The organism is Mycobacteriales bacterium (assembly GCA_040902655.1).
In the GTDB taxonomy this organism is placed as follows: Bacteria; Actinomycetota; Actinomycetes; order Mycobacteriales; family SCTD01; genus SCTD01.
In genome coordinates this window covers 157,636-182,715 of the sequence record JBBDWV010000005.1, presented here as the reverse complement: position 1 = coordinate 182,715, position 25,080 = coordinate 157,636, and the positions used below count along the sequence as shown (strand labels likewise).

The following is a 25,080-nucleotide window of genomic DNA, read 5'->3' as shown; positions in this document are numbered from 1 at the left end:
GGACCTCGTACGGCCCGGGCGCTGCCGTTGTCGGTGGCTCGTGGGACAAGATGGAGGGACAGCCGGAGTCAGGAGGTGGACCATCATGACCGCTCTCCTCGGCGATGCGCCCTCCGCGCTCGACCGGTTCTCCTCGCTGCTCTACACGGTGGCGGAGGCAGCGCGTTACCTCGACGTCCCGGCCTCCACCTTGGCGACGTGGGCGAAGGGCTACCGGCGCGCTGGCAAGGGACGACCGGCGGTGACCGGTTTCCCGGTGCTCACCACTGTCCCGTCTCCGGGACGAGGCCCGGTCATCCCCTTCGTCGGGCTGGCGGAGGGGCTCGTGCTCACCGCGATGCGGCGTGCGGGCGTGCCGCTTCAGCGCATTCGGCCGGCACTGGCCCGGCTGGACAAGGTGCTGGGGCTGCAGCACGCGCTGGCCTCGAGCCGGCTGTACACCGACGGCGCCGAGGTGCTGTACGACTACGGCGAGACCGGCGAGACCGGCGAGACCGGCGAGGACGCGGAGGCGGCCCGTGCGGCGCGAGAGCTCGTGGTGGTGCGGAGCGATCAGCGGGTGTTTCACTCGGTCGTCGAGGCCTACCTGCGCCGGCTCGAGTTCGCCGACGACGGCTACGTGCAGCTCATCCGGCTCCCGGCGTACGAGGTGGCGGAGGTGGTGGTCGACCTGGACCGCGGCTTCGGCCAGCCGATCTTCGCCCGGGGCGGGGCCCGTCTCGAAGACGCCTTGGCGCTGTTCCGATCTGGTGAGCCGCTGGACGTCGTCGCTGAGGAGTACGGGGTGCCGCGTGCGGAGCTCGAGGACGCCGTCCGAATCGCCACCCGCATCGCCGCCTGACTATGTCGGCCGGCCACCCGGAGGGCCTGCCGGACCTGTTCCTGGACCGCAGCCTGGGCCGCCGTCAGGTCCCAGCACTGCTTCGCGGCGCGGGGCTGGGGCTGCACACGCTGGCCGAGGTGTACGGCATCCCGGCAGACGAGGCTGTGGCGGATACGGAGTGGCTGGATCGCCATCGATTTCGGCCTCCCCCGCCCGGAAGGTGCTGAGTGATCTGCCCTGATAGCGCCGAGCTTCGTCATCAGGAACTGCTGCACCGGCGGGAACCTGCCCGTAGTCGGCGTCGGTATACATCGAAGCGTCCGACGGCGTCACCAGCTCCGGTCGTCCAGCAGGAGGTGCACCAGCCGGGAGAGCTCCGGGGTCAGCGCCTGCTCGGTGACGGTCACCTCGCGACCACGCAGCCAGAATGAGTAGACGAAACGGTCCGGCTGGCTTTGCTCGCTTCCCAGCCGGTCCAGGTCAATCCGGTGGAGCAGCTGCTCGACCTCGGGTGTGCGCGGATCGTCGCCCAGATGCAGCTCGCCGCTGAAGGCGGTGCCTGCGAAGCCACCCGTGCGGCGCACCGCCACCACAGCGTCACCCGTGGCGAGGGCCGTACCCCTGGGGCTGTCAGGTGCGACCCGACCCCGAGCGGGCACGACGCCCACCTCGGCCCAGGCGTCGGCTACGGCCTCCTCGACGCCGGGGGAGAGACGTCGCGCCGCCGCGGCCGTCGCGGTCGCGAACCTCGCGAAGTCGGCGTCCGGGCCGATCCCGGAGGTCAGCGCGGCGTACCAGACCTGGGCAGCCTGCTCCCACACCGGACGGCCCAAGCGGGTCGCGGTCAGATGAAAGGCGTGGTTCGGGATGCCGGAGTTGAGATGCACTCCGCCGTTGTCGTCGCGGGTGTGCACGTAGTCGGACATGTGCGCGACCTGCGGGTCGCGGCCCACGACCGGGTCGTCGTACGCCGTTCCCGGGGCCGCCATCGAACGGAGCGCGCGACCGTTGACCGAGGGCAGGAAGATCCCCTCGCCGATGAGCCAGTCGGCCTCGGCGGGGTCTCGCTGACCGAGCACACGCTGCTTCACACAGGAGGCGAAGGCATCCGAGATGTGCTCGTTCAACGCCCCGGACTGACCCTGGTAGACGAGGCCGGCGGTGTGCTGGGTCACCGCATGCGTGAACTCGTGGGCGAGCACGTCCATCGGCTTGGTGAACCGGTCGAAGACCCGCCCGTCTCCGTCGCCGAAGACGAGCTGCCTGCCGTCCCAGAAGGCGTTGTCGTAGTTCCTCTCGTAGTGCACCGTGGCGAGCACCGTGGCACCGCGCCCGTCGAAGGAGCTGCGGCCGAGCGCCTCGTCGAAGAGCTCGAGAGACGCCTCCACCCCCGCGTACGCCTCGTCGACGGCCAGGTCGCCGGTGCGCGGGTCGCCGGCGCTGCGCAAAGCGCGCCCGGGCAGCGTCGCCGTGTTGTCGGCGGAGAAGATCACCCACGAATTGGGCGGGGCCGGTGCATGCACGGTGCCGGTCGCGGCGGCAGTGACGCTGCGTCGGGCTCGCAGGGCGTTGTCGACGGCCAATGTGGCCTGGCCGCATCGCGCGACGTCGTCGTCGACGTGCGCAAAGGCCACCCGCTCGAGGAGGTACGGCGGGATGAATTGGCACCGGCTCATAACAGATCATCATCGGTCGCCGTCGACAAGGTGGCAAAGCCGCTGCAGGGGCCGCGGGCGGTGTGGAACGGCGCCACGGTTGGCGCCGGCGACGAGCGCCTCCGTGGCGTCACGCCGGCGACGCCACGTCGCGATGCCGTGACCTGGTCGCCAGCAGCGCGTATCCGATGAGGTTCGGCGGAACCACGACGACGTAGACGCCGATGGACACCGCCGGTTCGACGGCGACCGGCACGTGAACCACCAGCACCCGCCTGTACCGCAGCGCCAGCAAGGCGCCAGTCAGGAGAAGCAGGACGGTGGTCGCATGCAGCACGAGGGACGGCGAGGGTCAACGCCATGAGGTCAGTGTCACGCGTCGGTCCTCCGGTGGGAAGACCTGCTGCCGTACCTCTCGCGGTGGAGCCCTCTCGAGCAGATGAGGACGCTGCGGCGAGGATCAGGTGCAGGCAGTCGTGGCAGTCCCGCTGGGAGGCGGCGGCCGGTGAGCCTCAGGTCAGGCGAGGTCGGCCAGCATGACCTGGTCCTCGCGCATCCCCAGGGCGCGCCGCTCCTGGGCGACGTCGCAGGCCAGGGCGCACATTTGCCCGTACATGAGGGGGTGGCGATGGCCGCGACGGTACGGCTCGAGGTTCGGCTCAAGCCTGAGAGCAAGGCGCGACTGGAGCGCGCGGCTGAATTGGCGCAGGTCCCCGGTCAGCGACTTCGTCCGTTCGGCCGTGGAAGAGCGCGCCGAGCAGGTACTGCGCGACCACGACGTCCAGACCGCGGTGCCGGCCGACTTCTTCGACGATCTCCTCGCGGCTCTCGACGCGCCCGCGGAGGCGAACGCCGCGCTGACCCGGGCAGCGCAGCGGGCCCAGCGCGTCGTCCGCCGCTGACGGGTGATCTTCCACTCCGAGCCGCTCGACCCTGCCCGGCATCACCTGAGCGCGTTGGACTCCGGTGAGACCGACCTCGACCGCTGGCTGCGCGAGCAGGCAGCCGGAGCTGGGGATCGGCGGGTGGCCCGCACGTTCGTGTGGCTCTTGACCGCACCCGCCACGGCGGCGGGAACGGTGGAGCCCTCCTGGCCGACGCTCTGACACGCATCGTGGTCGCTACGGACATCGTCGCGGCCCTCGACGTCGACTGACCACCTCCTACGGTCACCTACAAGCGAAGTGCCTGTTTGCTTGTAGGTCGCCGACTGACCTACAACGTTTCTTGGGATCCGGTCGTGGCGCCCACGACACGACGTCGATGAGGAGCCCATGCCGCCCTGCAAGAAGGCCGCCACGGGCCCGACGCCGGTCGAGGACCTGCGGCACTCGGCATGTCAGGACGAGGCACCTAACCTCCGCGCAGTTGGGTCTCTCGTGCTGGCCTGTGTTGACCAGGGCAACCCATTCCTTTTCGTCAAAAGTGGTGCGAGGCCGGTCGCAGCGCCCGTTCTTCTGCCAAACTGACGCGACTGAGGTCAGGGGTTCGTGGTGGAGATGACGACGGCGTCAGCGGATGCCCAGTTGCTGGCCCAGGTCGTGGCGGTGTCGGCAGATGCGATCCTGAGCGAGGACCTGTCGGGCCGGATCACGAGCTGGAACGCAGGGGCGGAGCGCCTCTACGGCTGCGCATCCGCGGACATGCTGGGCCGGGCGACGGCCGACTTGCTGCCGGAGAAGACCGCCGCGCAGCTGCGTCACGTTCGTGATCTGGCGCTGTCCGGACAGCGGGTGGAGCGCTTTGACACCTGGCACCAGCGGCCTGATGGTCGACATGTTGCGGTGTCGGTGACGGTGTCGCCGTTGCGTGACAGTGCCGGTGACGTCACCGGCCTCGCGACCAGTGTCGAGGACGTGACCGAGCGGGTTCGGCTGACGGCCGAGCTGGAGGACGCCCATCGCGATCTGGAGAAGCAGTACGCCGTGCTGAGCCGGTCCAACCGTGATCTCGAGCAGTTCGCCTATGTCGCCTCGCATGACCTGTCCGAGCCGCTACGCGTGATGACCGGCTACGTGCAGTTGCTGGAGAAGCGGTACGCCGAGGTGCTGGACGAGCGCGGCAGCCGGTACGTCTTCCACATCGTGGACGGTGCGGCGCGGATGCGCCGGCTCATCGACGACCTGCTGGAGTACTCGCGCTTCCTGCGGTCGGACCGGGATCGTTCGGCGGTGGACCTGGAGGAGGTGGCCCGTCGAGTCGTTGCGGAGCTGGGTGTCGATGCCGTGGAGGTCGGCGAGCTCCCGGTGGTCTGGTCCGATGCCGTGTCTGTCACAGGCGTGCTGCAGAACCTGATCAGCAACGGTCTGAAGTTCCACCGCCCGGACGTCGCGCCGCGGGTCGTGGTGAGTGCGACGGTGCGCGGCGGGTGGGTGGACCTGGTGGTGGATGACAACGGGATCGGCATCGAGACGCAGTACCGCGAGCGGGTGTTCCGGATGTTCCAACGCCTCCACGCCCGTGACGACTACGAGGGCACCGGCATCGGGTTGGCGATCGTTCAGCAGGTCGCAGAGAGCCACGGCGGAAACGCTTGGGTCGAGGACTCGGCGTTGGGGGGGAGCCGCTTCGGCCTCAGCCTGCCGGTCGCGCCCGGACAGGGCCGACAGTCGACGCCGGAGGAGCGGTCGTGACGACCGCCCAGCTGATGCAGATCCTGCTGGTCGAGGACAGCGTCGCCGATGTCGAGCTCACCCTGGAGGCGCTGGCCGAAGCCAAGATCGCCAACGAGGTCACGGTCGTGCGGGACGGTGCGGAGGCGATGACCTACCTGCGCCGGCAGGGCCCGCACTCGGGCGCGGCCCGGCCGGACCTGGTGATTCTGGACCTCAACCTGCCGAAGATGAACGGGCACGAGGTGCTCGCGGCGATGCGGGCGGACCAGGCGCTGCGACGAATCCCGGTGGCGATCCTGACCACCTCGGCGGCCGAGGCCGATGTGGTCAAGACCTACGACCTGGGCGCGAACTGCTACCTCACCAAGCCCGTCGACGTCGACCAGTTCGTCCACGTCGTGCAGTCGATCGAGGACTTCTGGCTCGGACTCGTACGACTGCCACGCGAATGACTGCCTCGTACGGTGAGATCGCTGCCGGGCTCGACCGTGACAGTGAGATCACGCTGCTGCTGATCGAGGATTCCGAAGCCGACGCCGAGTTCGTGCAGGCCCTGCTCGAGGACGAGCTGCCGGGCACCCGGGTCACCGCCTGCACCACTCTGCGCCAGGCGCGCGAGCACCTGCAGCGCCAGGATTACGACGTGGTGATGGCCGACCTTGCACTCCCCGACGCCGATGGACTCGCCGTCGTGGAGGCGGTCCGGGACCGGGACAAGGCCAGTGCGCTGCTCGTGCTGACAGGTCGCGACGACAGCATCCTGGCGATGACGGCGCTGGCCCAGGGCGCGCAGGACTACCTGGTGAAGGGTCAGCACGACGGGCCGCGACTGGCGACCGCTGTCCTGCATGCCATGCAGCGACAACGGGTCGAGCGCGCGGCGCACGTGAAGCTGCAGCTGGCCCTGCTCGATGCCCTGGAGGCACCGACCTGCGCGGTCGGATCCGACAGCCGCATCGTGGCCGTGAACAAGGCCTGGCGTGCCCTGGCGACCGGCTTCGGCCACCGGCCGGAGCGTTCCGGGGAGGGACGGCCTTACCTGGAAGTCGGCCAGCTCACTGCCGTACTCCCCGGCGCGGGCGAGACCGAGCAGGTTGCGGCCGGTCTCCGGGACGTGCTGGCCGGGCGCGTCCAGCGTTACCAGCGGGAGTACCCGTGCGCCCGAGTCGGTGCGCAGCAGCGTTGGTTCAGCGTGCGGATCTCTCCCGCGGAGATCGACGGGAGTCCGGGTGCGGTCATCACCCACGTCGATGTCACCGAGATGCGGCAGGTGCAGCAGGCCCTGTCCCACCAGGTGCTGCATGACGTGCTCACCGGTCTGCCGAACCGGCTGCTGCTCGGTGACCGGCTCAGGCAGGCGCTGGCGGACAGCGCCCGGCGCGGAACCCACGTCGCCGTCGCGTTCATCGACATCGACCACTTCAAGCGCGTGAACGACAACCACGGGCATCCGGCTGGTGACGCCCTGCTCGTCGAGGTCGCTGGCCGACTTCAGCGCCAGATCCGGGCCGTTGACACTCTGGCGCGGGTCTCTGGGGACGAGTTCGTCGTCGTCTGGCAGGACCTCACCGATCCGGCCGAGGCCGAGCTGCTCAGCGACCGGCTGTCCACGGCTCTGTCCGGATCCTTCGACCTCGGCTCGGCGAGCGTAACGGTGAGTGCGAGCGTCGGCGTCGTCGTCGGACGGGCTCCGCAGAGTCCGGAGGAGCTGTTGCAGGCGGCGGATGCCGCGATGTACGAGGCGAAGCAGCGCGGCGGTGCCCAGGTCGGGGTCTTCACCGCCCAGTTGCGTCAGGACATCGAGGAACGAAACGCCATCGAGACCGGCCTGCGGCGGGCCCTCACCGACGACGAGCTGGTTCTGCACTACCAGCCGGTCGTGGACCTCACGACCGGCCAGGCGGTCGGTGTCGAAGCCTTGGTGCGCTGGCAGCACCCTCAGCACGGATTGATCGGCCCCGACCGGTTCATCCCGGTTGCGGAGTCCAGCGGGCTGATCGTCCCGCTGGGGCGCTGGGTCCTGCAGCGCGCCTGTCGGCAGGCCGCGTCGTGGACCGGATTGCTGGCGGGGCTCCATGTCGCGGTCAATCTCTCTGCCCGCGAGCTCACTCACTGCGACGTGCTGGACAACATCCGGCAGGCCCTGAAGGACAGCGGCCTGGCAGCCCAGCGGCTGGTGCTCGAGGTCACCGAGACCACGGTCATGGAGGACACCCGCGTGGCCGGAGCGGTGCTCGACGCCCTCTCTGATCTCGGAGTGCGCATCTCGGTCGACGACTTCGGGACCGGCTACAGCTCACTGCTCTACCTCCGCCGCTACCCCATCAGCGCGCTCAAGGTCGACCGGACCTTCGTCTCTGGAATCGGTGTCACGATCGCGGACGACGCCATCTGCAACAGCGTCATCAGCCTGGCCAAAGCCGTCGGGACGACTTCCATCGCCGAAGGGGTCGAGACGATCGAGCAGTACACCGCCCTGCGCCGGCTGGGGTGCGAGCAAGCGCAGGGCTTCCTGTGGTCCCCGGCCGTACCGGCGTCGCAGCTCCCTGAAGTTCTCGCACGGTGCAGCTCCCTGATCTCTGAACCCTGACATCGGCTCTTGCTTTCACCGATCTGATCGTCCAGTCAGATCGTGCGGCGACACCGGCACCGCCGCAGAGCCGCCAGTAGCGCGCGACATGACCAAGATCTTCACGCCTGGATGATCTTTTGGTTGCTGGATCGGCAGCGGACACGCCGGCGCGTCTGCTGCGAATCCAGCAACCAGAAGATCAACTGCCGACGAGCCGTCCCACGAGAGGTGTCCTTGGCGGCTGTTCTGGCCACTTGGCGCCGGCAGTGAGCAGAACCGCCACTACCGTGCGGTTGCTGCCGCCGGGCCGATCGCCGGGCTGCTCGATCCATCTCGGTGCCACGCCTGTGCTCGAAGCAGGCGGTGCTGGCACCGAGAACGTCGGGCACCGGGGCGGCGCCGGGCCGGGCCGGGCCGGGCCATCTTGGTGCCAGCGGCCCGCACAAGCGGGCGCTGCTGGCACCGAGAACTGTCGTGGTCGGACCTCATGGGTGCTCTTCTGCTGCACCCAGCGCGTGAGGTGGCTGCGGCGTCGTCACAGAGCCGGCACTAGGGTGCGTCCATGAGCGGCGACGGGCGCGATTGGCTCCGCGCCCTCTGGCGCTTCCAGAACTATCACGTCGGCGGCTTGGGACTCATTGCTGCTGCGTTGTTCCTCCTTGCAGCAGAAGGAGACGCGCTCTTCCTGGTCATGGGGGCGTGCCTGGCTCTGTTCAGCGTGCTCGTCATCGCTCGTGCTCGGCGTACTAGATAGGTGCTCCTCCTAGCAACTTCTCCGGGATGACGCCCGGCGCCGTGCTGTTCCTGGGCTGCGTCGCCGAGTGGATCCAGGCGATCGGCCGCGGGAGCGCGGAGTCCCCTGCTGCCCTGATATGCGCGGCGACCAGGGCCCGACGGCGTGGCAGGCAGATCCTGTCGGAGCGACGCCGTAGCGTGACCGCCGTCAACGAGCGGACCGCCGAGCGGTCCAGACACAGGGTTGGGGAGCTGGTGTGAAGGTCCTCCACGAGGGTCCGCCGCCGTCCTGGCTGGGGGGCTGCACCGACCAGGCGTTGCGGGTCAGGCTGGGAGCAGACACCTGGGCCAGAGGGGCCGCCTACGCGCGGGACCGCGCCGTGCAGAGCGTGGAGACGCGGGCGCAGGGTCTGGTCCTGCACGCCACCGTCCGCGGCAGCCGCTCCCGCAGCTACTCGACCCTGGTCCGGGCGCACCAGGTGCGACGGGGCGGCGGTTCCGTCGACTGGACGGGGCACTGCACCTGCCCGATTCAGGTCGACTGCAAGCACGTCGCCGCCGTCCTGCTCGCCACGAGGGACCGGCTGTCGGGAGCTCCTGCTCCGGTCAGCTCCTGGGAGAGCCAGCTCGCCGATGTCGTCCATCCTGTCGCCAGCGCGTCCACGATCCCCCCGCTCGGGTTGCAACTCGAGGTGGTCGGTACGGCGCCGGCGCGGCTGCGGCTGCGCCCGGTCCGACCGGGCAAGGCCGGCCGCTGGGTGAGGACCGGGATGTCCTGGCGCGACCTGGACAGCACCTACGGGTCGGCGCCGGTACGACCGGAGCAGCAGGCGGTGGCCCGCTCCATCCTGGCTGCCTTCCGCGGGCGCCAGGCGTCGTACTACTCGCCGTACAGCGACGTGTCGGTCCACCTCGACGATCTCGGGCCGAGCGGGTGGCGGCTGCTGACGGAGGCGCAGGAGGCGGGTATCGCGCTGGTCGGGACGCAGCCGGAGCAGTCGGTGCGGTTGTCGGCCGAGCCGGCGGTGGTGCTGCTCGACGTCCGGCGGGACCAGCCGGATGCCGACCTCCACCTCGTCCCGACCGTGCGGGTGGTCGGGGAGCCCGACCTGCCGGACAGCCGGCTGCGCCTGGTCGGGAGCCCCGCGCACGGGCTGTTCGTGGACGCGCCCGAGGATCTGCTGCTCGCACCGTTCTCCCAGCCGCTGGACGACGGGACCTCGCGGCTGCTCCACTCGGGGGCGCTGCGGGTGCCTGCTCCCGACGCTCCGCGCTTCCTGAGCCGCTACTACCCAGCCCTCCGGCAGCGGGTCACGGTGGAGAGCCGCGACGGCAGCGTCGAGCTGCCCACCATCGAGCCCCCGAGCCTCGCGCTCGCTGTCGACTTCCAGCCGGGGCACCGCACGGCGCTGCAGTGGTCGTTCAGCTACGCCGCCGAGGGGGAGAGCGTCCGCGTGCCGCTGGACGCGGCGCAGGAGGACGGCGCCGCGGAGGTGGTCCGCGACGCTGCTGCCGAGCGGGCGCTGCTCGCCGCCCTGACCGAGCTGCCGAACCTCCCAGGCCTGTGGGAGGTCGACGAGGGCCGGCGTCGCCCGGCGGCGAACGCGCTGCTGACCGGTCTCGCCACCGCGCGCTTCGTCGACCAGGCGCTGCCGGCCCTGCTCGAGGACGAGAACGTCACGGTGCACGTCACCGGCACCCCGGCGGAGTACCTCGAGGCCGAGGACACGCCGCTCATCGTGGTGTCCGCCTCCGACGCGGCCGACGGGCACCCGGACTGGTTCGACCTGTCCGTGGAGGTCTCCGTGGCCGGGCAGTCCGTGCCACTCAGCCCGCTGATCACCGCTCTCGCGCGGGACGAGGAGCAGCTGATCCTGGACAGCGGCACCTGGTTCCGGCTGGACCACCCGGAGCTGCAGGCGCTGCGCCGGATCATCGAGGAGGCCCGGTCGCTGCAGGACAGGGAGAGCACCGGCCTGCGCGTGACCCCCTACCAGGCGGGGCTGTGGGAGGAGCTGGCCGGCCTGGGCGTGGTGGAGCACCAGAGCGAGCGCTGGTCCCGTACGGTCGGCGGCCTGCTCGCCCTGGAGGAGCTGCCGCGTCCCGAGCCGCCACTGAAGCTGCAGGCGACGCTACGGCCTTACCAGCTGGACGGCTACCACTGGCTGTCGCTGCTCTGGGACTGCCAGCTCGGCGGGATCCTGGCCGACGACATGGGGCTGGGCAAGACGCTGCAGACCCTCGCGATGGCCACCCGTGCCTACGAGCAGGGCACCCTCGGTGGCGAGGCTGGTCCGCTGCTGATCGTCGCGCCGACCAGCGTGGTGGCCGCCTGGGCGAGCGAGGCCGAGCGCTTCTGCCCCGACCTGGCCGTCGTGGCCATCACGCAGACCGAGCACCGCAGCGGCCGGGTGCTGGCCGAGCAGGCGGCCGGAGCTCACCTGGTCGTCACCTCGTACGCCCTCTTCCGGATCGACGAGGAGACCTACCGCGGGCTGACGTGGAGCGGGCTGGTGCTGGACGAGGCGCAGTTCGTCAAGAACCACCAGGCCAAGACCTACCAGTGCGCCCGGCGGCTGCCGGCACCGTTCAAGCTGGCGATCACGGGGACTCCGCTGGAGAACTCGCTGATGGACCTGTGGTCGATGCTGTCCATCACGGCTCCCGGGCTGTTCCCCGACCCGCAGACCTTCACCGACCTCTACCGCAGGCCGATCGAGAGCGGCTCCTCACCTGAGCAGCTGGCCACTCTGCGCCGGCGCATCCGACCCCTGATGCTGCGCCGGACCAAGGACCAGGTCGCGACCGACCTGCCGCCCAAGGTCGAGCAGGTCCTCGAGGTGGAGCTCAATCCCAAGCACCGCAAGGTCTACGACAAGCACCTGCAGCGCGAGCGGCAGCGGGTGCTGGGCCTGCTGGACGACCTGCAGCGCCACCGGTTCCAGATCTTCCGGTCCCTCACCCTCCTGCGCCAGCTGAGCCTGGACCCCTCCCTGGTCGACGACCAGTACGCCGGCAGGATCCGGTCCAGCAAGATCGACGTCCTGATGGAGCAGCTGCGCGAGGTGGTCGACGAGGGGCACCGGGTGCTGGTCTTCAGCCAGTTCACCGGCTTCCTGTCCCTGGTCCGGTCCCGGCTCGAGCAGGAGGGCATCGGCCACTGCTACCTCGACGGCCGCACCCGCAACCGGCCGAAGCGGATCGCTGAATTCACCTCAGGGGACGCCCCAGTCTTCCTCATCAGCCTGAAGGCCGGCGGGGTGGGGCTGACCCTGACGGAGGCCGACTACGTCTTCGTGCTCGACCCGTGGTGGAACCCGGCGACCGAGGCGCAGGCGGTCGACCGCGCGCACCGGATCGGCCAGGACAAGACGGTGATGGTCTACCGGCTGGTCGCGACCGGGACGATCGAGGAGAAGGTGGTGGCGCTGCAGCAGCGCAAGCGCGACCTGTTCGCCCAGGTGGTCGACGACGACGCGATGACGGGTGGCGCGCTGACGGCCGAGGACATCCGCGGCTTGTTCGCCTGACAGGGGCAGGGGGCCTGGTGACCATCCGCCGGTCCGGTACAACCTTGGTCCCGCAACCGTCTCACCTTCGGCACGTCAGGAGCCAGTGCGCATGACCCTCACGACCCGCGGCCTTTCCGTTCCGGACCGCGGCATCGACCTCGATGCGCTCGCCGCCGTCGAACGGCGCGTGCTGTGGCTGGCCACCTCGATCGTTGACCACGCCAACCGCGTGCGCGCCAACCCGACGGGGCTGAAGGTGGGCGGCCACCAGGCCTCCAGCGCCTCCATGACGTCGATCATGACGTCCCTGTGGTTCGTGCAGTTGCAGCGCGACGACCGGGTTTCGGTCAAGCCGCACGCGTCGCCGGTGTTGCACGCGATCAACTACCTGCTGGGCGAGCTCGACGAGGAGCACTTGGGGACGCTGCGCTCGTTCGGCGGTCTGCAGAGCTACCCGAGTCGCACCAAGGACCCTGACCCGGTCGACTACTCGACCGGCTCGGTGGGCATCGGAGCGACCGCCACGATCTGGGGCGCCATCGCCCGGCGCTACGCCAACGGCGTGTCCGGCCCGGGTACGACGGGCCGGCAGTACGCGCTTGTCGGCGATGCGGAGCTGGACGAGGGCGCCGTGTGGGAGGCCATCCTGGACCCGGCCGTGGCGGAGCTCGGGGAACTCGTCTGGGTGGTGGACCTCAACCGCCAGTCGCTGGACCGCGTCGTCCCCAACATCGCGGCGCCCCGGCTGGAAGGCATGTTCCACGCCGCCGGTTGGCAGGTGCTCACTGTCAAGTACGGCCGGGTGCTCACGGAGCTGTTCGCCCGCCCCCAGGGGGATGCGCTGCGGGCTCGCCTGGACGAGATGACCAACCCCGAGTACCAGCGGTTGCTGCGCGTCAGCCCGGACATCCTGCGCGAGCGGCTGCCGGGCACCGGGCCACATCGGCAGGCGGTCTCGGAGCTGCTGGCGAGCATCGACGACGGGCACCTGCACGCGGCGCTTCGTAATCTGGGCGGTCACGACCTGGGCGCGCTCTTGGAGGCTTATGCGCAGATCGACGACGGCCGCCCTACGGTCGTCTTCGCGTACACCGTGAAGGGCAACGGCCTGGCGAGCGAGGGCCACCCGCAGAACCATTCTGCCCTGCTGACGGAGGAGCAGATGCGGGAGCTCGCGCAGCGTTGCGGGACGGTGCTCGAGTACCCGTGGTCCAGGTTCGCCCCCGGCAGCCCTGAGGAACGGGTGTGTGCCGGCGCCGCCCGACGACTGCACCGGGAAGCCGTCGAGCTGTCGGCTCCGCCCGATGTTCCGACCGACCTCGGCCGGACCCCGACGGGGATGGCGACGACCCAGGCCGCGCTCGGCCGCACGCTGCTCGACCTCAGCCGGGCAGCCCCGCAGGCCGCGCGGCGGGTGGTCACTGTCAGCCCCGACGTCAGCTCGTCGACCAACCTGGGAGGCTGGTTGAACAAGGTCGGCGTCTGGTCGGGCAGCGAGCGTACCGACTGGTTCGCCGATGACCCCGAGACGCTGTTGCACTGGCGGGAGCGCCCCACCGGCCAGCACATCGAGCTGGGCATCGCCGAGACGAATCTCGTCGGGCTCGTCGGTGAGCTGGGTGCGACCTGGAGCAGGTGGGGGACGCCGCTGCTGCCGATCGGGGTCCTCTACGACCCGTTCGTCGCGCGGGCCCTGGAGCCGTGGTCCTTCGGCATCTACGCCGGCGGGCAATCCATCCTGGTCGGGACGCCGTCCGGTGTGACGCTCGCCCCGGAGGGCGGTGCCCACCAGTCCATCACCACGCCCTCCATCGGGCTCGAGCAACCAGGCTGCGTCGCGTTCGAGCCTGCCTTCGCGATGGACAGCGAATGGTGCCTGCTCGACGGGCTGGCACGGCTCGGCCGCCCGGACGGCACGTCCACCTACCTGCGCCTGTCCACCCGGTCCGTCGACCAGTCGCTGGCCGCCGTGCCGAGGGACCCGGCTGCCCGGGAGCGGCGGCGTCGGCAGGTCGTGGCCGGCGGCTACGCGCTGCGGCGCTCCGCCGACCCGCAGGTGACCATCGCGGCGATGGGGGCGGTGCTGCCCGAGGCACTCGAGGCGGCGGAGCGTCTCGAGGAACAGCAGGTGGGCGCGGACGTGATCTGCGTGACGAGCCCCGGGTTGCTGTTCGAGGCGTTGCGTGCCCGCCAGGGCCGCCACGACGGGCCGAGCTGGATCCTCGAGCAAGTTTTGCCGATCAGCCGGGCGCGTCCGCTGGTCACGGTGCTGGACGGGCACCCACACACTCTGGCGTTCCTCGGGACAGTGCACGGCAGCACCGTGGTGCCCCTGGGAGTGGACCGGTTCGGGCAGTCGGGGGACCTGGATGACACCTACCGGTACCACGGGCTGGACAGCGACAGCATCGTCGCGGCGGCGCTGGACGCGACCGACCTCTGAGAGTTGTACGGAGGAAGGCGGCGACCCTCATCGAGGTGCATGACAGCAATTGCACAGTCACGGCACTGACGCTCTGCGGTCCGGCGGAGTCGCGGTAGGTGTCGCACGCACGTATTGACGGCACGCGCACAGCACGCAAATGTCGGCGGCTCCCGGTGATCACTGTTGATGAGGGAGACGCTAGGTGAGACAGCGCCGTACGCAGACCCGTCGGAACAGGCTCCCTGCCTGCGGCGTAGCCACGCTGGTAGCAGCCGCGACGATCGTCAGCGTCAGCCCCGCTGGAGCGCAGAGCGAGGACCGGCCCGTCGTCTCCCCCTCCGTGCAGATCACGCAGGACATGCGGCCTGACCGCGGCTACACCAACAGCCAGGTCCTCATACACCCGAAAGAGCCGGACACCCTGGTCGTTGCGCACGCCGATTTCCTGAACTCGACATGCCTGATCCATGTCAGCCGCGACGCCGGCCGTACGTGGGCGCAGGCGAAGTCCAACCCGGTCCCGCCGGAGTTCGCAGCGTGCACGCGCCCGGCTTTCGGAGCATTCATGGACGCCGCGTTCGGTGCCGACGGCACGCTGTACTTCGCCTCGACCGGAGCTGATACGGCCACCAACCGCGGTCCGACCACCGGCTACCTGGCCCGCAGCAGCAACCTGGGCAGCACCTGGGACTTCGTCGTGGTGGCGGAGCCGGAGAAGCGGGACTTCACCCTGTACGACGGCAAGCAGGCGAAAGTCATCGAGCGGTTCAACTACGCCCGTCTGGCTGCTCATCCCACTGATCCGGACCGCGTGGCGGTCGGCTTCCGCGTCGAGGTCGGCGAGACGGTCTCACCCGCGCCACCGGTGCGCAGCGTCGTGGCTGTCTCCACCGACGGAGGTCGCACCTTCCCGAAGCCGATGGACAACATCGCGCCCAGCCTCGCGTTGAGCGACCTGCCGGGTTCCGACGCACCCGCCATGGCCTTCGGCCCCGATGACGGCGCCCTCTACGCCTTCACCAAGGAGCGGCCGCGGGGTGGCGGTGTGAGCACTCCCAGTCAGCCGGACTTCCCGAAGCCGACCGGGGAGCCCGCCTTGTGTCGGCCGGCGTCGGCCCACCCGGACGCCCCTGACCTGCTCCCGAATCCCACCGATGCACCGCCGGCGGCCAACGAGCCGGGGGCGGGCGCGCGCTTGGTGATGTCCAAGACCACCGACGACGGCGAGACCTGGACAGCATCGGTCGTCGATGACGGCGGACTGGCATGCATCCCTTGCCTGACCATCCCGGAGGTCGCCATCGACGCCGGCTCCGGTGCCATCCACCTGGCGTTCGAGTTGAGCCAGTCGAGCCTGCCGAACCCCCGCGACAACCGCGACATCTTCACCATGACCTCCACCGACGGCGGCGACACGTGGAGTGAGCGGTTGAAGATCAACGACGACGACGACCCCGAGCGCCAGCCCAATTACGACCAGTTCATCGCCGGTATCAGTGTGGCGCCCAGCGGCAGGGTTGACGTTGCCTGGTACGACATGCGAACCGACGCCTACTACAACCCGGAGGGGCGGGGCGGAACCAGGCGCACCGATCAGACGTGCTGGGACGTCTACTCCGCGTTCTCGTCGGACGGGGGCAAGACCTTCAGCGAGAACGTGCGGGTGAGTGATCGAACCATGAACCAGAACTCCGGTTTCGCTCTCAACCTGTCGTACGATCTCCGGGCCCCGATAGGTGTCGCCTCCAGCGACACCACGACCTTCGTCGTGTGGCCCGACTCCCGCAGCGGCACCTTCAGTTTGCCGACGGAGGACACCTACCTGGCCACGGTCCTGCATGGCCACGAAGCGTCGCCATTGTCGGGAATCAAGCTGCCGTCATTGCTTCTCGGTGTGGCGGCGGCGTTCGCCTTCGGCGGGCTGATCTTGTTGATCTTTTCTCGCAGGCGGCGGGCCGACCAGGCCGGCTGATCGACGGGGTGAGCTACGCCCGGAAGCCAGCGCGGCTGACCCCCGGTGTCGGTGTCGGCGCGGGTCGAGGCAGGGTGGACGTGCGTGCCCGCGCCCCGGCCGGAGCGGCGCCGCCGGCCCACGGTCGCTCCCTGCCCGTCAGGTCCTTCCTTTGGCAGCGGCGTTGCGCCGGGCGTGCTTCATCGCACCCCGGAGCCGTGCGGACAGGTGCTGCGGCATCAGGGGCTTGACGATGTAGTCGTCGGCGCCCGCCGCGAAGGCCGCGGTCTTGCTGTCACGCTGGGCGATACCCGTCAGGACCACGATGGCGGTCGCCGCGAGAGCGGGTCGCGCCCGCAGGGCGCGGACCACGTCCACGCCGTCGACGTCGGGCAGGTTGAGGTCGACGATGACGCAGTCGGGGGTGCGCTCGTCGGCCAGGGCCAGGCCCTCGGCACCGTCGGCCGCCTCGTCGAGGTCGAACCCCAGCGGGAGCAGCGTCCTGCGCACCAGCGACCGGAAGCTGGCGGAGTCCTCGACGAGCAGCACGACGGGGTGCTCGATCGGCCTGCCGATGATGCTGGTCAGCTTCGCGACCGCCTGGTCCGAGGCCGAGGTCAAGGCCGCCTGCACCGGCTCCGGTCGCGCGAAGTGGTAACCCTGCAGGTAGTCGCAGCCGAGGGCGATGAGCCGCTCGGCCTGCACCGCGGTCTCCACGCCTTCCGCCGTGACCTCCAGGCCGAGGTTGTGCGCCATCACCAGCATGGAGGTCAGGATCGGCAGGTCCTCCTCGCCCGTGGTGATCCGGTCCACGAACGACTTGTCGATCTTGAGGGAGTCCACCGGAAGGGCCTGGAGCCGCCCCAGCGAGGAGTAGCCGGTGCCGAAGTCGTCGATGGTGACCCGCACGCCGAGCGCGCGCAGGGCGACCAGCTGCTCGACCAGGGCCGGCGTCTGCTCCAGGAACAGGGACTCGGTGACCTCCAGGACGAGCTGCTCCGGCCGCGCGTCGCAGTCCGCCAGCAGGCGCTGGACGTCGGCCGGGAAGTCCCCGTCCCTCAGCTGGACGGTCGAGACGTTGACGGCCACCGACCGTCGCCGGTCAGCCGCCAGCCAGTCGTGCAGCTGGTCGCAGACCTGCCGAAGCACCTCCTGACCGATGCCGATGATGAGCCCGGTCTCCTCGGCCATCGGCAGGAACTCCAAGGGCGGCACGAGCCCTTCCGGGCGCTGCCAGCGGACCAGCGCCTCGAGGCGCGAGAGGCATTCGGCGTGTACGTCCATCACGGGCTGGAAGTGGACGACCACCTCGCCCCTGGCCACCGCCTGACTCAGCAGGTCGCGCCGCGCCGCGCGCTCCCGGACCGTCTCGGCCATGGCCGGGTCGAAATGGGCGAAGCGGCCCTTGCCGGCCGCCTTCGCCGCGTACATCGCGATGTCGGCGTGCAGCAGGAGCGTCTCGGCTTCGCTGCTCTGTTCGCTGTGCGCGATGCCGATGCTGCCCTTCGGCACGACCCGGCAACCCTCGATCGACACCGGGAGGGCGAGCTGCTCCAGCACCCGCTGGGCCATCGGTTCGGCGTCACTGTCCTCGACCAGGAAGGCGAACTCGTCGCCACCGAGCCGGGCGACGGTGTCCTCCGCACGCACGCAGTCGCTCATCCGCCGGGCCACCTCGACCAGCAGCTGGTCACCGGCCGCGTGTCCGTGCACGTCGTTCACCGACTTGAAGTCGTCGAGGTCCAGCAGCAGCAGGCTGACGCGGGGCTTGCGGCGGCTGGTGAGGGCACGGGTCAACCGGTCGTTGAGCAGGCTGCGGTTGGCCAGGCCGGTCAACGGATCGTGCAGGGCCAGGTGTGCCATGTGCTCGGCCTGTTCGCGCAGCTGTTGGGTCAGCCGTGCGGTATCGCTGACGTCCCGGGTGATCCCGACCAGTGCTGTCGGGAGGCCGGCGACGTCGTTGATCCGCGAGACGCTGCCGGAGACGTGGACCGTGGATCCGTCCTTGCGCAGGATCGGCTGGTCGATCGACGTGGATCCGGTGTCGAGGGCGTCCGCGACGAGCGCGGCCAGGGCGGGCAGCCGCTCGGGCGCGTACAGCATCGACACGTTCTGCCCGATCGCCTCGTGCGAGCTGTAGCCGTAGAGGCGTTCAGCCGCCGGGTTCCATTCCACGACCACTCCGCGCACGTCGGTGACGATCATGGCCTCGTGCGTGGCGTGGAAGACGGCGGTGAACAGCTCCCGCTCGTGGCCTGGGCGGGCACGCCAGTCCGCCGAGGAAGCCTCGACACCGTCCGACGCGGACGGCGGGCCGGGCCCGGAAGACGTGCCGACCACGGTGCCACCTCCACTCTCTCCCAGGATCACAGGTGTGAATCTCTACCCTTCATCGGCGCGGGCCGTGCCCAACTTCTCGCCTGGGACAAAGATGGTCGGATCCGACTAGTGCGGTCGACCGGGCGCCGCCGGCACAGACGGTGCCGCGACGGGCCTGCGGGGTTGTTGCCGCACGTCCTGGGGAGATATCAGCAGCATGTCGTCAGGAGCCGAACGCGCAGCGGCTGAGCCCTCCGGCGTGGACTTCGCACGGCTGTTCGCCGGGCTGCCGACGGCGTACCTGGTCATCAGCCCCGAGCTGGTGATCGTGGAGGCGAACGACGCCTACCTGCAGCTGCTGGGCCGCAACCGCAGGGACCTCCTCGGCCGCCCGGTCTTCGAGGTCTTCCCACCGGAGCCAGGGACCCTGGACGAGCACGGGCACAACGCTCTGGAGCTCTCCTTCGAGCGGGCTCTGGACACCGGCCGACCGGACGTCCTGCCGCTGTACAAGTACGACGTCCTCGACCCGCGCAGCGGCGTGGTCGTGGAGCGGTACTGGTCGCTGATCAGCGCCCCCCTGCTGGCGGCGGACGGGCGACCTGAGCTGCTCCTGCAGCGCGTGGAGGACGTGACCGACTACGTGCGCGAGCGCGGCCGCGAGCACAGCAGCGACGGGTGGCAGCAGCGGGCCCAGCTGGTGGAGGCCGAGCTCCACCAGAGAATGCAGCAGCTGCGGGCAGCGCAGGACGCTCAGGAGGCCACCACGGCGGCGCTGCTGGCCAGCGAGCAGCGGGTCCAGGCCGTGATGGAGACCGCCGTCGACGGCATCATCACCATCGACGGCGGCGGCAGGGTGCAGTCGGCGAACCGGGCGGCCGAGACGATGTTCGGCTACCCGGCGGACGAGCTGATCGGCCGCAACATCCGGCTGCTGATGCCGGAGCCGTACCGGGCCGAGCACGACGGCGCCATGGGACGGTACCGGCGCACCGGAGAAGGCCGGATCATCGGCAGCAGCCGGGAGGTCGCCGGCCTGCACCGGGACGGCAGCGTCTTCCCGATCGAGCTGGCGGTCAGTGAGGTCGGATCCGACAGGCAGCTGTTCACGGGCATGGTCCGCGACATCACCGACCGCAAGCGGCTCGAGGCCGAGCTCATCCACCAGGCCCGGCACGACCCGCTCACCGGCCTGGCGAACCGCACGCTCCTGCTGGAGCGGCTCGACCTCGCCCTGGCCCGGCGGCGCCGCCGCGAGGGCCTGCTCGCCGTGATCTTCGTCGACCTCGACGGGTTCAAGCTCGTGAACGACAGGCACGGGCATGCCGCCGGTGACGAGCTGCTCCGGCTGATCGCCGCACGCACGCGGGAGGGGGTGCGCCCGGAGGACCTGGTCGCCCGCCTGGGAGGCGACGAGTTCGTGGTCCTGTGCGAGGACCTGCCCCAGGCCGCCGACGCACTGGCCATAGCCGGGCGTATCGAAGAGGCGCTGGGCGCCGGATTCCTGCTGCGGGACCAGCGGATGACCGTTTCCGCGAGCATCGGGGTGTCCACCGACGACGGAACGGGGACCGCCGAGACGCTCCTGCAGGAGGCCGATGCGGCGATGTACCGCGCGAAGCAGCAGGGCGGCGGTCGGTACGCCTGGTCGACGCGGGTCGCCCCGCCCCCGGCCCAGGGCTAGGCCAGGCAGCCCCCGGACGGCGCTCGATTGCCCGGCAGCGCCCTGGGCGCCACATCCAGCGTCGCCAGCAGCGCGGCGCAGGCGGTAGGTGTGCAGAACACCTTGTTTTGCCCGGGAGTCGACGGGGAGGGGATGTGGATCTTGCTGCCGGACGGGATGCCGCCGGCGGCGAGCACCGCAGCCGACCGCGGCCGCGGCACCCCATCGATACGAAAGGACGATCGTATGAAGAAGCTGCCCTTGATCCTCGGGTTGACGCTGGTCGCCTCGCTGTTCGCGACGGCCCCGGCGACCGCGAGTCAGCAGTCACAGGATCAGCAGGACGGGACCGGAGGCAGGTTCGCGGTACAGGAGGGGCATGCGCACAGCTCGCAGTACGGCACGCCCAGCGGGAAGCCGACGCTCTTCGGGACCACGCCGCTGGAGTACGACTTCGAAGAGGGCGACACCTTCAGCTACTCCTCCGCTGCGTGCGAGTTCGACCTGCCGTTCAACGACACCAGCCTGATCCTCGGTGGGCAGGGCTACCCCGATGTCGAGTCCCCCGCGCCGGCGGCGTACTACCTGGAGGGCACTGTCACCGAGACCTCCGGCGAAGGTGGCACCGTCGAGGGAACCCTCATGATCATCTACTGCGAGGAAGACGAGGACGGCGAGCACACGATCGAAGGTGACAGGATCTTCGTCGACTACCAGGCGAGCTTCACCGGGAAGTCCCTGAACAGCATGAAGCTCAGGGACGGCACCTTCCAGATCACCGGTGGCACCGGGAGGTTCGCAGACATCAGCGGCGAGGGGTCGTTCAAGGGTGAGTTGACCTGTCTCGCAGGGACTTTGGACAACGAGACGGTGTCCGGAAATCCGGACAACTGTGCCGAGCTCGGTGTCTTCTCCGATGCCGTCTTCAACCTGCGCGGCAGCTACCAGGACCCGACAGTTCCGACTTCGTAACCAGCAGGAACCCGTCCGATCAGGTCGCGATCGACATCCGTGCGGGTCCCTCAGCCGGCGAGCACGGTCGCGAGGGCTTCGGTCGGCCCCAGGGCTGACCGGAACTCGAGGTAGTCGTCGTACTGGTCGTTCGTCATCGGTGTCGTCGGGACGAACACCTGCTCCTTCTCGTAGCCGCCGGCCGACACGGACAGCCCGACGATCACGAGATCGTCGTGCTCCTCACGGATCACTCGTACCGGCACGTTCAGTGCCCGGGAGCCGAGTTCACCCGCCGCCTGGACCGCCGCCGAGACGCTGATGTCGTTGAGGGTCGCCTGCTTCTGGCGGATCAGGCTCAGCGCGCCGATCTGCCGCTTCAGTCGGTCGCGGACGCTGAGAATCGTGGCCATGGGCCGAGGGTAGAGCCCGGTGCGCAGGCCTGCGAGAGCCGCCAAAACCCGCCGGAGGTGTTGCCGGCGGCGTCGCTGTGGTCGGATGAGGCGGTGACTGCTGCCCAAGAAGTGTCCGAGAGACTGCTTTTCCTGCGTTCGTTCGTCGCTCATCCACGGCGGGTGGGGGCGCTCCTCCCGACGTCGCGCCGGGCGGTCGACGACATGCTGGACCTGGCTGAACTCGACCGCGCCGAGCTCGTGGTGGAGCTGGGGGCGGGCACGGGGACGCATACCAGAGCCGTGCTGGAGCGGCTGGGGCCGCGAGCGCGGCTGATCTCCTTCGAGATCGACCCGTCGCTCGCGGCGGCGGTCCGCGACAAGCTTCCCGACCCGCGGCTGCGGGTGGTCACCGGCTCGGCCGAGGACCTGCAGCAGGTTCTCGAGGGGCAGCGCCCGCAGGTGGTCGTGTCCGCGTTGCCGTTCACCTCGCTGCCGGCGGGGGCCGGCCGAACGATCCTGGAGCGCACCGCGCAGGCGCTGGCGCCCGGGGGTGTGCTGCTGGTGCTGCAGTATTCACCGGCCATCGCCTCGGAGTTGTCCCGGCTCTTCGACAGCGTGCGAAGGCGGGTGTGCCTGCTCAACGCGCCGCCGGCCTTCCTCTACGCCTGTTGGGGTCCCCGGACTGCAGGCGACGGGGCATTCCCAGGGTCGACCACGTGAGCCGGCTGACCTGGACGCTCGCGCGCCGCTACGCCCTGCCCCCACTCGCGCTGGGCGTGCCGTTGCTGCTGTCCGGCCGGCGCAGCGGTTGGCTGCCGGTCGGGTTGGCCGGAGCGGTGCTCGCGTTCTTCCGGGATCCGGAGCGGCCGCTGCCACAGGACGCTGATCTCGTCTACGCCGCCTCCGACGGGTTCGTCACCGGGGTGGACGAGGATGTCGAGGAGCCGTGGCTGCCGGGAGGTCGTGCGACGCGGGTCACCGTTTTCCTGTCGCTCACCGACGTGCACGTCAACCGCAGTCCCCTTCCGGGACGGGTGCAGCGGATGGAGCGGCTGGGGCAGGGTTTCGCGCCGGCCCTGCTGAGCCAGGCGAAGGACAACCGCCGCAACCGGCTGCTGCTCGACGGCCCGGCGGGACCCGTCGTGGTCGTCCAGGTGGCCGGAGCGCTCGCCCGCACCATCAGCAACTGGGTGAAGGTCGGTGACGACGTCGTGGCGGGACAACGGCTGGGGCTGATCCACTTCGGGTCACGTACGGATGTGCTGCTGCCTTCGGGGACGGCGGAAGTCCTCGTTTCCCGCGGCACTCGGGTGCACGCCGGAGTGACACCCCTCGCCCGGTTGCGCGAGCGGTAGACCGTCGTGCGCCAGCACCTAAATCTGCCGAATGCCGTGACCAGCGTCAGCCTGCTGGCGGGCTTCGCGGCCCTGCTCGTCGTCTCGGGCCAGCTGGCGCTGGCCGCACTACTCGTCACGCTGGCCGCGGTGCTCGACGGGGTGGACGGTGCGCTGGCCCGGCGCGCCGGCGGCGACCGCACCTTCGGTGCGCAGCTGGACTCGCTCACCGACCTGCTCTGCTTCTGCGTGGTGCCGGCGTTCGCGCTGTACTCCGTCGTACAGCGGGATGCCCCCGTGGCGGGAGCGGTGGCCTCCGGCAGCTTTCTGCTGGCCGGGGCGTGGCGACTGGCCCGCTTCCCCCTGGTGCAGCAGCAGGCGCACTTCGTGGGGCTGCCGACCCCCGCCGCCGGTGTCCTGCTCATGTTCCTCGCCCTGTGGGCCCCTGGCCTGGCGGTGCTGCTCGGAGCCGGCTTGCTCAGCGTGCTGATGGCCAGCTGCGTGCGCTTCCCGACCGTGCCGACGGCGGCGGGTCTCGTGCGCCTCGGTCGCCGCCGCGGCCAGCTGCCGCGTCGGCGCCGTGGCGGGAATCGCCGGCCGCTGGCGCCGCGGCTCGTGGAGCGGGCCCGTCATCCCGGCAGGCGCCGGCCCGGCCGGCCGGGTCGGCGTGCTGCGCGTACCCGTCGGATGCTCCGCAGACTTCGGCCGGCGGGGGTACTGCGTCGCGACAAGCACTGAGGCCCGGGCCGCAGGCGGTTCACCAGGCTCGACGGCAGCCGGTTCACGGCACTCCGCGGCACCCGCCGGCAACGGCGGCTGCCCGGTCGTCGACACGGCGTGCGGCCCGGAGCGGGTGTGCTGTCGAAGGGCGTGCACCACAGGTCAAGAAAGCGGAAATGTTGACCTGTGGTGTACACGCCGCTGTGCGGCACATGTCGGGGCGCGGGTGGGCCCGGCCTGGGCAGGGCGCGTCGCAGGGCCGTCTGGACCTGCAGGGGGCGAGGTCGCAGAGCTGTCAGCGACCGGAGCGGAGCCGGACCCTCCCGGTACCCCCGCTCAGCCTGCCCACGACCGCTGCGTCGTGTCCGGACTCCCGCAGCTCGGCGACCGCCTGCCCGGCCGCGTCGGGATCGGCACCGAACAGCAGCCCACCCGAGGTCTGTGCGTCCGCGAGCAGCAGCACCAGCACCTCGTCGGTGCTGCCGGCATCGAGCTGTGCGCCGGCCCAGTCGAGGTTGCGCCGTGAGCCGCCTGGCACGAAGCCCTGCTCGGCGAGTTCCCGCGCACCCGGCAGCAGCGGGATGTCGTCGACGTGCAGATCGACGTCGACACCGGACTCGGTCGCCATCCGGCCCAGGTGACCGAGCAGCCCGAAGCCGGTGACGTCGGTGGCGCCGGTCGCACCGGCCGCCAGTGCCGACCGGGCGGCGGCGGCGTTGAGCCGGGTCATCGAGGTGACCGCCGCCTGCACGGTTGCCTCGTCCGCCGCGCCGCGCTTGAGGGCCGTGCTGACGACCCCGATGCCGAGTGGCTTGGTGAGGACGAGGGCCTGCCCGGGGCGCAGCCCGGCGTTGGTCAGCATCCGGTCCGGGTGCACGTCGCCCACGACCACGAGACCGAACTTGGGCTCCGGGTCGTCGACGGTGTGCCCGCCCACCGTCAGCCAGCCGCCGTCCGCGCCGGCGTCCTGCGCGCCGAGCAGGACGTCGGCGAGCAGGTCCGCCGACAGCTCGTCGGTGTTCCACCCGACGAGGTTCAGCGCGAGAAACGGCGTGCCACCCATGGCGTAGACGTCGCTGGCGGCGTTGGCCGCCGCGATCCGCCCCCACGTGCGCGCGTCGTCGACGACCGGGGTGATGAAGTCGGTCGTCAGCACCAGGGCGCGGTCGGCGGACAGCCGCCACACCGCGGCGTCGTCACCGGTGTCCGAGCCCACCAGCAGGTCGGGGTGGGTGACGGGTGTCAGGCGGCGCAGGACCTGCGCCAGCTCGCCCGGGGCGAGCTTGCAGGCTCAACCGGCTCCGTGACTGAACTCGGTGAGGCGGCGTCGGTCGGCCGAGGTCATGGGGCTCCTTCGCGAGGTTCGTCCTAGCCTACGGCGGGGGCGTCCGGCCCCCCTTCGACCGAGGA

General features: G+C 70.4%; 20 protein-coding genes. 15 read left to right on the top strand and 5 right to left on the bottom strand.

Translation table 11 applies throughout. The features are described 5' to 3' along the window. Positions 1 to 85: 85 nt before the first annotated feature. On the top strand, positions 86 to 841 hold the full coding sequence (locus WD794_01985; protein ID MEX2289081.1) for a DUF433 domain-containing protein: 756 nt from the start codon (positions 86 to 88) through the stop codon (positions 839 to 841). A gap of 311 nt (positions 842 to 1,152) precedes the next feature. Here WD794_01985 and WD794_01980 read toward each other — a convergent pair whose 3' ends face one another. Both WD794_01980 and WD794_01975 read right to left on the bottom strand, forming a co-directional pair. Then, a complete protein-coding gene (locus WD794_01980) occupies positions 1,153 to 2,499 on the bottom strand; it encodes a protealysin inhibitor emfourin (GenBank protein MEX2289080.1) in 1,347 nt (448 codons plus the stop codon). A 109-nt stretch (positions 2,500 to 2,608) separates the two neighbouring features. Next, on the bottom strand, positions 2,609 to 2,734 hold the full coding sequence (locus WD794_01975) for a hypothetical protein (protein ID MEX2289079.1): 126 nt from the start codon (positions 2,732 to 2,734) through the stop codon (positions 2,609 to 2,611). A gap of 358 nt (positions 2,735 to 3,092) precedes the next feature. Between WD794_01975 and WD794_01970 the strand changes: the two genes are divergently transcribed. The 9 genes from WD794_01970 to WD794_01930 all read left to right on the top strand — a co-directional run bounded on the left by WD794_01970 (position 3,093) and on the right by WD794_01930 (position 16,309). Continuing rightward, entirely contained in the window at positions 3,093 to 3,380 is a 288-nt protein-coding gene (locus tag WD794_01970; protein ID MEX2289078.1) for a DUF1778 domain-containing protein, read from the top strand. Between the two features lie 54 nt (positions 3,381 to 3,434). Then, positions 3,435 to 3,584, top strand: coding sequence for a hypothetical protein (locus tag WD794_01965; protein MEX2289077.1), 150 nt, complete (start codon positions 3,435 to 3,437; stop codon positions 3,582 to 3,584). A gap of 393 nt (positions 3,585 to 3,977) precedes the next feature. Then, complete coding sequence (locus WD794_01960; protein MEX2289076.1) at positions 3,978 to 5,111, top strand: ATP-binding protein; 1,134 nt, start codon at positions 3,978 to 3,980, stop codon at positions 5,109 to 5,111. Continuing rightward, positions 5,108 to 5,545: a response regulator gene (locus WD794_01955; protein ID MEX2289075.1), complete on the top strand. Its 438-nt coding sequence runs from the start codon at positions 5,108 to 5,110 to the stop codon at positions 5,543 to 5,545. Before WD794_01960 ends, WD794_01955 begins: the two co-directional genes overlap by 4 nt. After that, positions 5,542 to 7,683 carry an EAL domain-containing protein gene (locus tag WD794_01950; protein ID MEX2289074.1) on the top strand — a complete coding sequence of 714 codons (2,142 nt, stop codon included), beginning with the start codon at positions 5,542 to 5,544 and terminating at the stop codon, positions 7,681 to 7,683. The genes WD794_01955 and WD794_01950 overlap by 4 nt, the downstream gene beginning before the upstream one ends. Before the next feature lie 544 nt (positions 7,684 to 8,227). Beyond that, positions 8,228 to 8,419 carry a hypothetical protein gene (locus tag WD794_01945; protein MEX2289073.1) on the top strand — a complete coding sequence of 64 codons (192 nt, stop codon included), beginning with the start codon at positions 8,228 to 8,230 and terminating at the stop codon, positions 8,417 to 8,419. A 238-nt stretch (positions 8,420 to 8,657) separates the two neighbouring features. Continuing rightward, positions 8,658 to 11,930 (top strand): DEAD/DEAH box helicase, encoded by a 3,273-nt coding sequence (locus WD794_01940; protein ID MEX2289072.1) that lies wholly within the window; start codon positions 8,658 to 8,660, stop codon positions 11,928 to 11,930. 91 nt (positions 11,931 to 12,021) lie between these two features. Then, entirely contained in the window at positions 12,022 to 14,355 is a 2,334-nt protein-coding gene (locus tag WD794_01935) for a transketolase C-terminal domain-containing protein (protein MEX2289071.1), read from the top strand. Positions 14,356 to 14,695: 340 nt separating this feature from the next. After that, positions 14,696 to 16,309 carry a sialidase family protein gene (locus WD794_01930; GenBank protein ID MEX2289070.1) on the top strand — a complete coding sequence of 538 codons (1,614 nt, stop codon included), beginning with the start codon at positions 14,696 to 14,698 and terminating at the stop codon, positions 16,307 to 16,309. A 138-nt stretch (positions 16,310 to 16,447) separates the two neighbouring features. On the opposite strand, the gene WD794_01925 is transcribed toward WD794_01930, so the two are convergent. Continuing rightward, on the bottom strand, positions 16,448 to 18,628 hold the full coding sequence (locus WD794_01925) for an EAL domain-containing protein (GenBank protein MEX2289069.1): 2,181 nt from the start codon (positions 18,626 to 18,628) through the stop codon (positions 16,448 to 16,450). 238 nt (positions 18,629 to 18,866) lie between these two features. Between WD794_01925 and WD794_01920 the strand changes: the two genes are divergently transcribed. Further along, complete coding sequence (locus WD794_01920) at positions 18,867 to 20,291, top strand: diguanylate cyclase (protein ID MEX2289068.1); 1,425 nt, start codon at positions 18,867 to 18,869, stop codon at positions 20,289 to 20,291. A 225-nt stretch (positions 20,292 to 20,516) separates the two neighbouring features. After that, positions 20,517 to 21,242 carry a hypothetical protein gene (locus tag WD794_01915; protein ID MEX2289067.1) on the top strand — a complete coding sequence of 242 codons (726 nt, stop codon included), beginning with the start codon at positions 20,517 to 20,519 and terminating at the stop codon, positions 21,240 to 21,242. Positions 21,243 to 21,292: 50 nt separating this feature from the next. Here the strand turns inward: WD794_01915 and WD794_01910 are convergent, their stop codons facing one another. Continuing rightward, the gene (locus tag WD794_01910; GenBank protein ID MEX2289066.1) at positions 21,293 to 21,634 is read right to left on the bottom strand and encodes a hypothetical protein; all 342 of its coding nucleotides are present in this window, start codon (positions 21,632 to 21,634) and stop codon (positions 21,293 to 21,295) included. Between the two features lie 162 nt (positions 21,635 to 21,796). Between WD794_01910 and WD794_01905 the strand changes: the two genes are divergently transcribed. From WD794_01905 to WD794_01895, 3 genes are read left to right on the top strand one after another with little or no spacing between them, the layout of a single operon-like run. Next, positions 21,797 to 22,336: a methyltransferase domain-containing protein gene (locus tag WD794_01905; protein MEX2289065.1), complete on the top strand. Its 540-nt coding sequence runs from the start codon at positions 21,797 to 21,799 to the stop codon at positions 22,334 to 22,336. After that, positions 22,333 to 22,971 carry a phosphatidylserine decarboxylase gene (locus WD794_01900; GenBank protein ID MEX2289064.1) on the top strand — a complete coding sequence of 213 codons (639 nt, stop codon included), beginning with the start codon at positions 22,333 to 22,335 and terminating at the stop codon, positions 22,969 to 22,971. The genes WD794_01905 and WD794_01900 overlap by 4 nt, the downstream gene beginning before the upstream one ends. A 6-nt stretch (positions 22,972 to 22,977) precedes the next feature. Further along, on the top strand, positions 22,978 to 23,688 hold the full coding sequence (locus WD794_01895; GenBank protein ID MEX2289063.1) for a CDP-alcohol phosphatidyltransferase family protein: 711 nt from the start codon (positions 22,978 to 22,980) through the stop codon (positions 23,686 to 23,688). 277 nt (positions 23,689 to 23,965) lie between these two features. Here the strand turns inward: WD794_01895 and selD are convergent, their stop codons facing one another. Next, entirely contained in the window at positions 23,966 to 25,015 is a 1,050-nt protein-coding gene (selD, locus tag WD794_01890; GenBank protein MEX2289062.1) for a selenide, water dikinase SelD, read from the bottom strand. Positions 25,016 to 25,080 lie beyond the last annotated feature (65 nt).

Bases quoted from the DNA above. Each gene is read 5' to 3' on its own strand.
- WD794_01945 (MEX2289073.1), top strand. From the start codon at position 8,228: ATGAGCGGCGACGGGCGCGATTGGCTCCGCGCCCTCTGGCGCTTCCAG.
- WD794_01970 (MEX2289078.1), top strand. From the start codon at position 3,093: ATGAGGGGGTGGCGATGGCCGCGACGGTACGGCTCGAGGTTCGGCTCA.
- WD794_01985 (MEX2289081.1), top strand. From the start codon at position 86: ATGACCGCTCTCCTCGGCGATGCGCCCTCCGCGCTCGACCGGTTCTCC.
- WD794_01960 (MEX2289076.1), top strand. From the start codon at position 3,978: ATGACGACGGCGTCAGCGGATGCCCAGTTGCTGGCCCAGGTCGTGGCG.
- WD794_01930 (MEX2289070.1), top strand. From the start codon at position 14,696: ATGCGGCCTGACCGCGGCTACACCAACAGCCAGGTCCTCATACACCCG.
- WD794_01910 (MEX2289066.1), bottom strand. From the start codon at position 21,634: ATGGCCACGATTCTCAGCGTCCGCGACCGACTGAAGCGGCAGATCGGC.
- WD794_01915 (MEX2289067.1), top strand. From the start codon at position 20,517: ATGAAGAAGCTGCCCTTGATCCTCGGGTTGACGCTGGTCGCCTCGCTG.
- WD794_01935 (MEX2289071.1), top strand. From the start codon at position 12,022: ATGACCCTCACGACCCGCGGCCTTTCCGTTCCGGACCGCGGCATCGAC.
- WD794_01950 (MEX2289074.1), top strand. From the start codon at position 5,542: ATGACTGCCTCGTACGGTGAGATCGCTGCCGGGCTCGACCGTGACAGT.
- WD794_01980 (MEX2289080.1), bottom strand. From the start codon at position 2,499: ATGAGCCGGTGCCAATTCATCCCGCCGTACCTCCTCGAGCGGGTGGCC.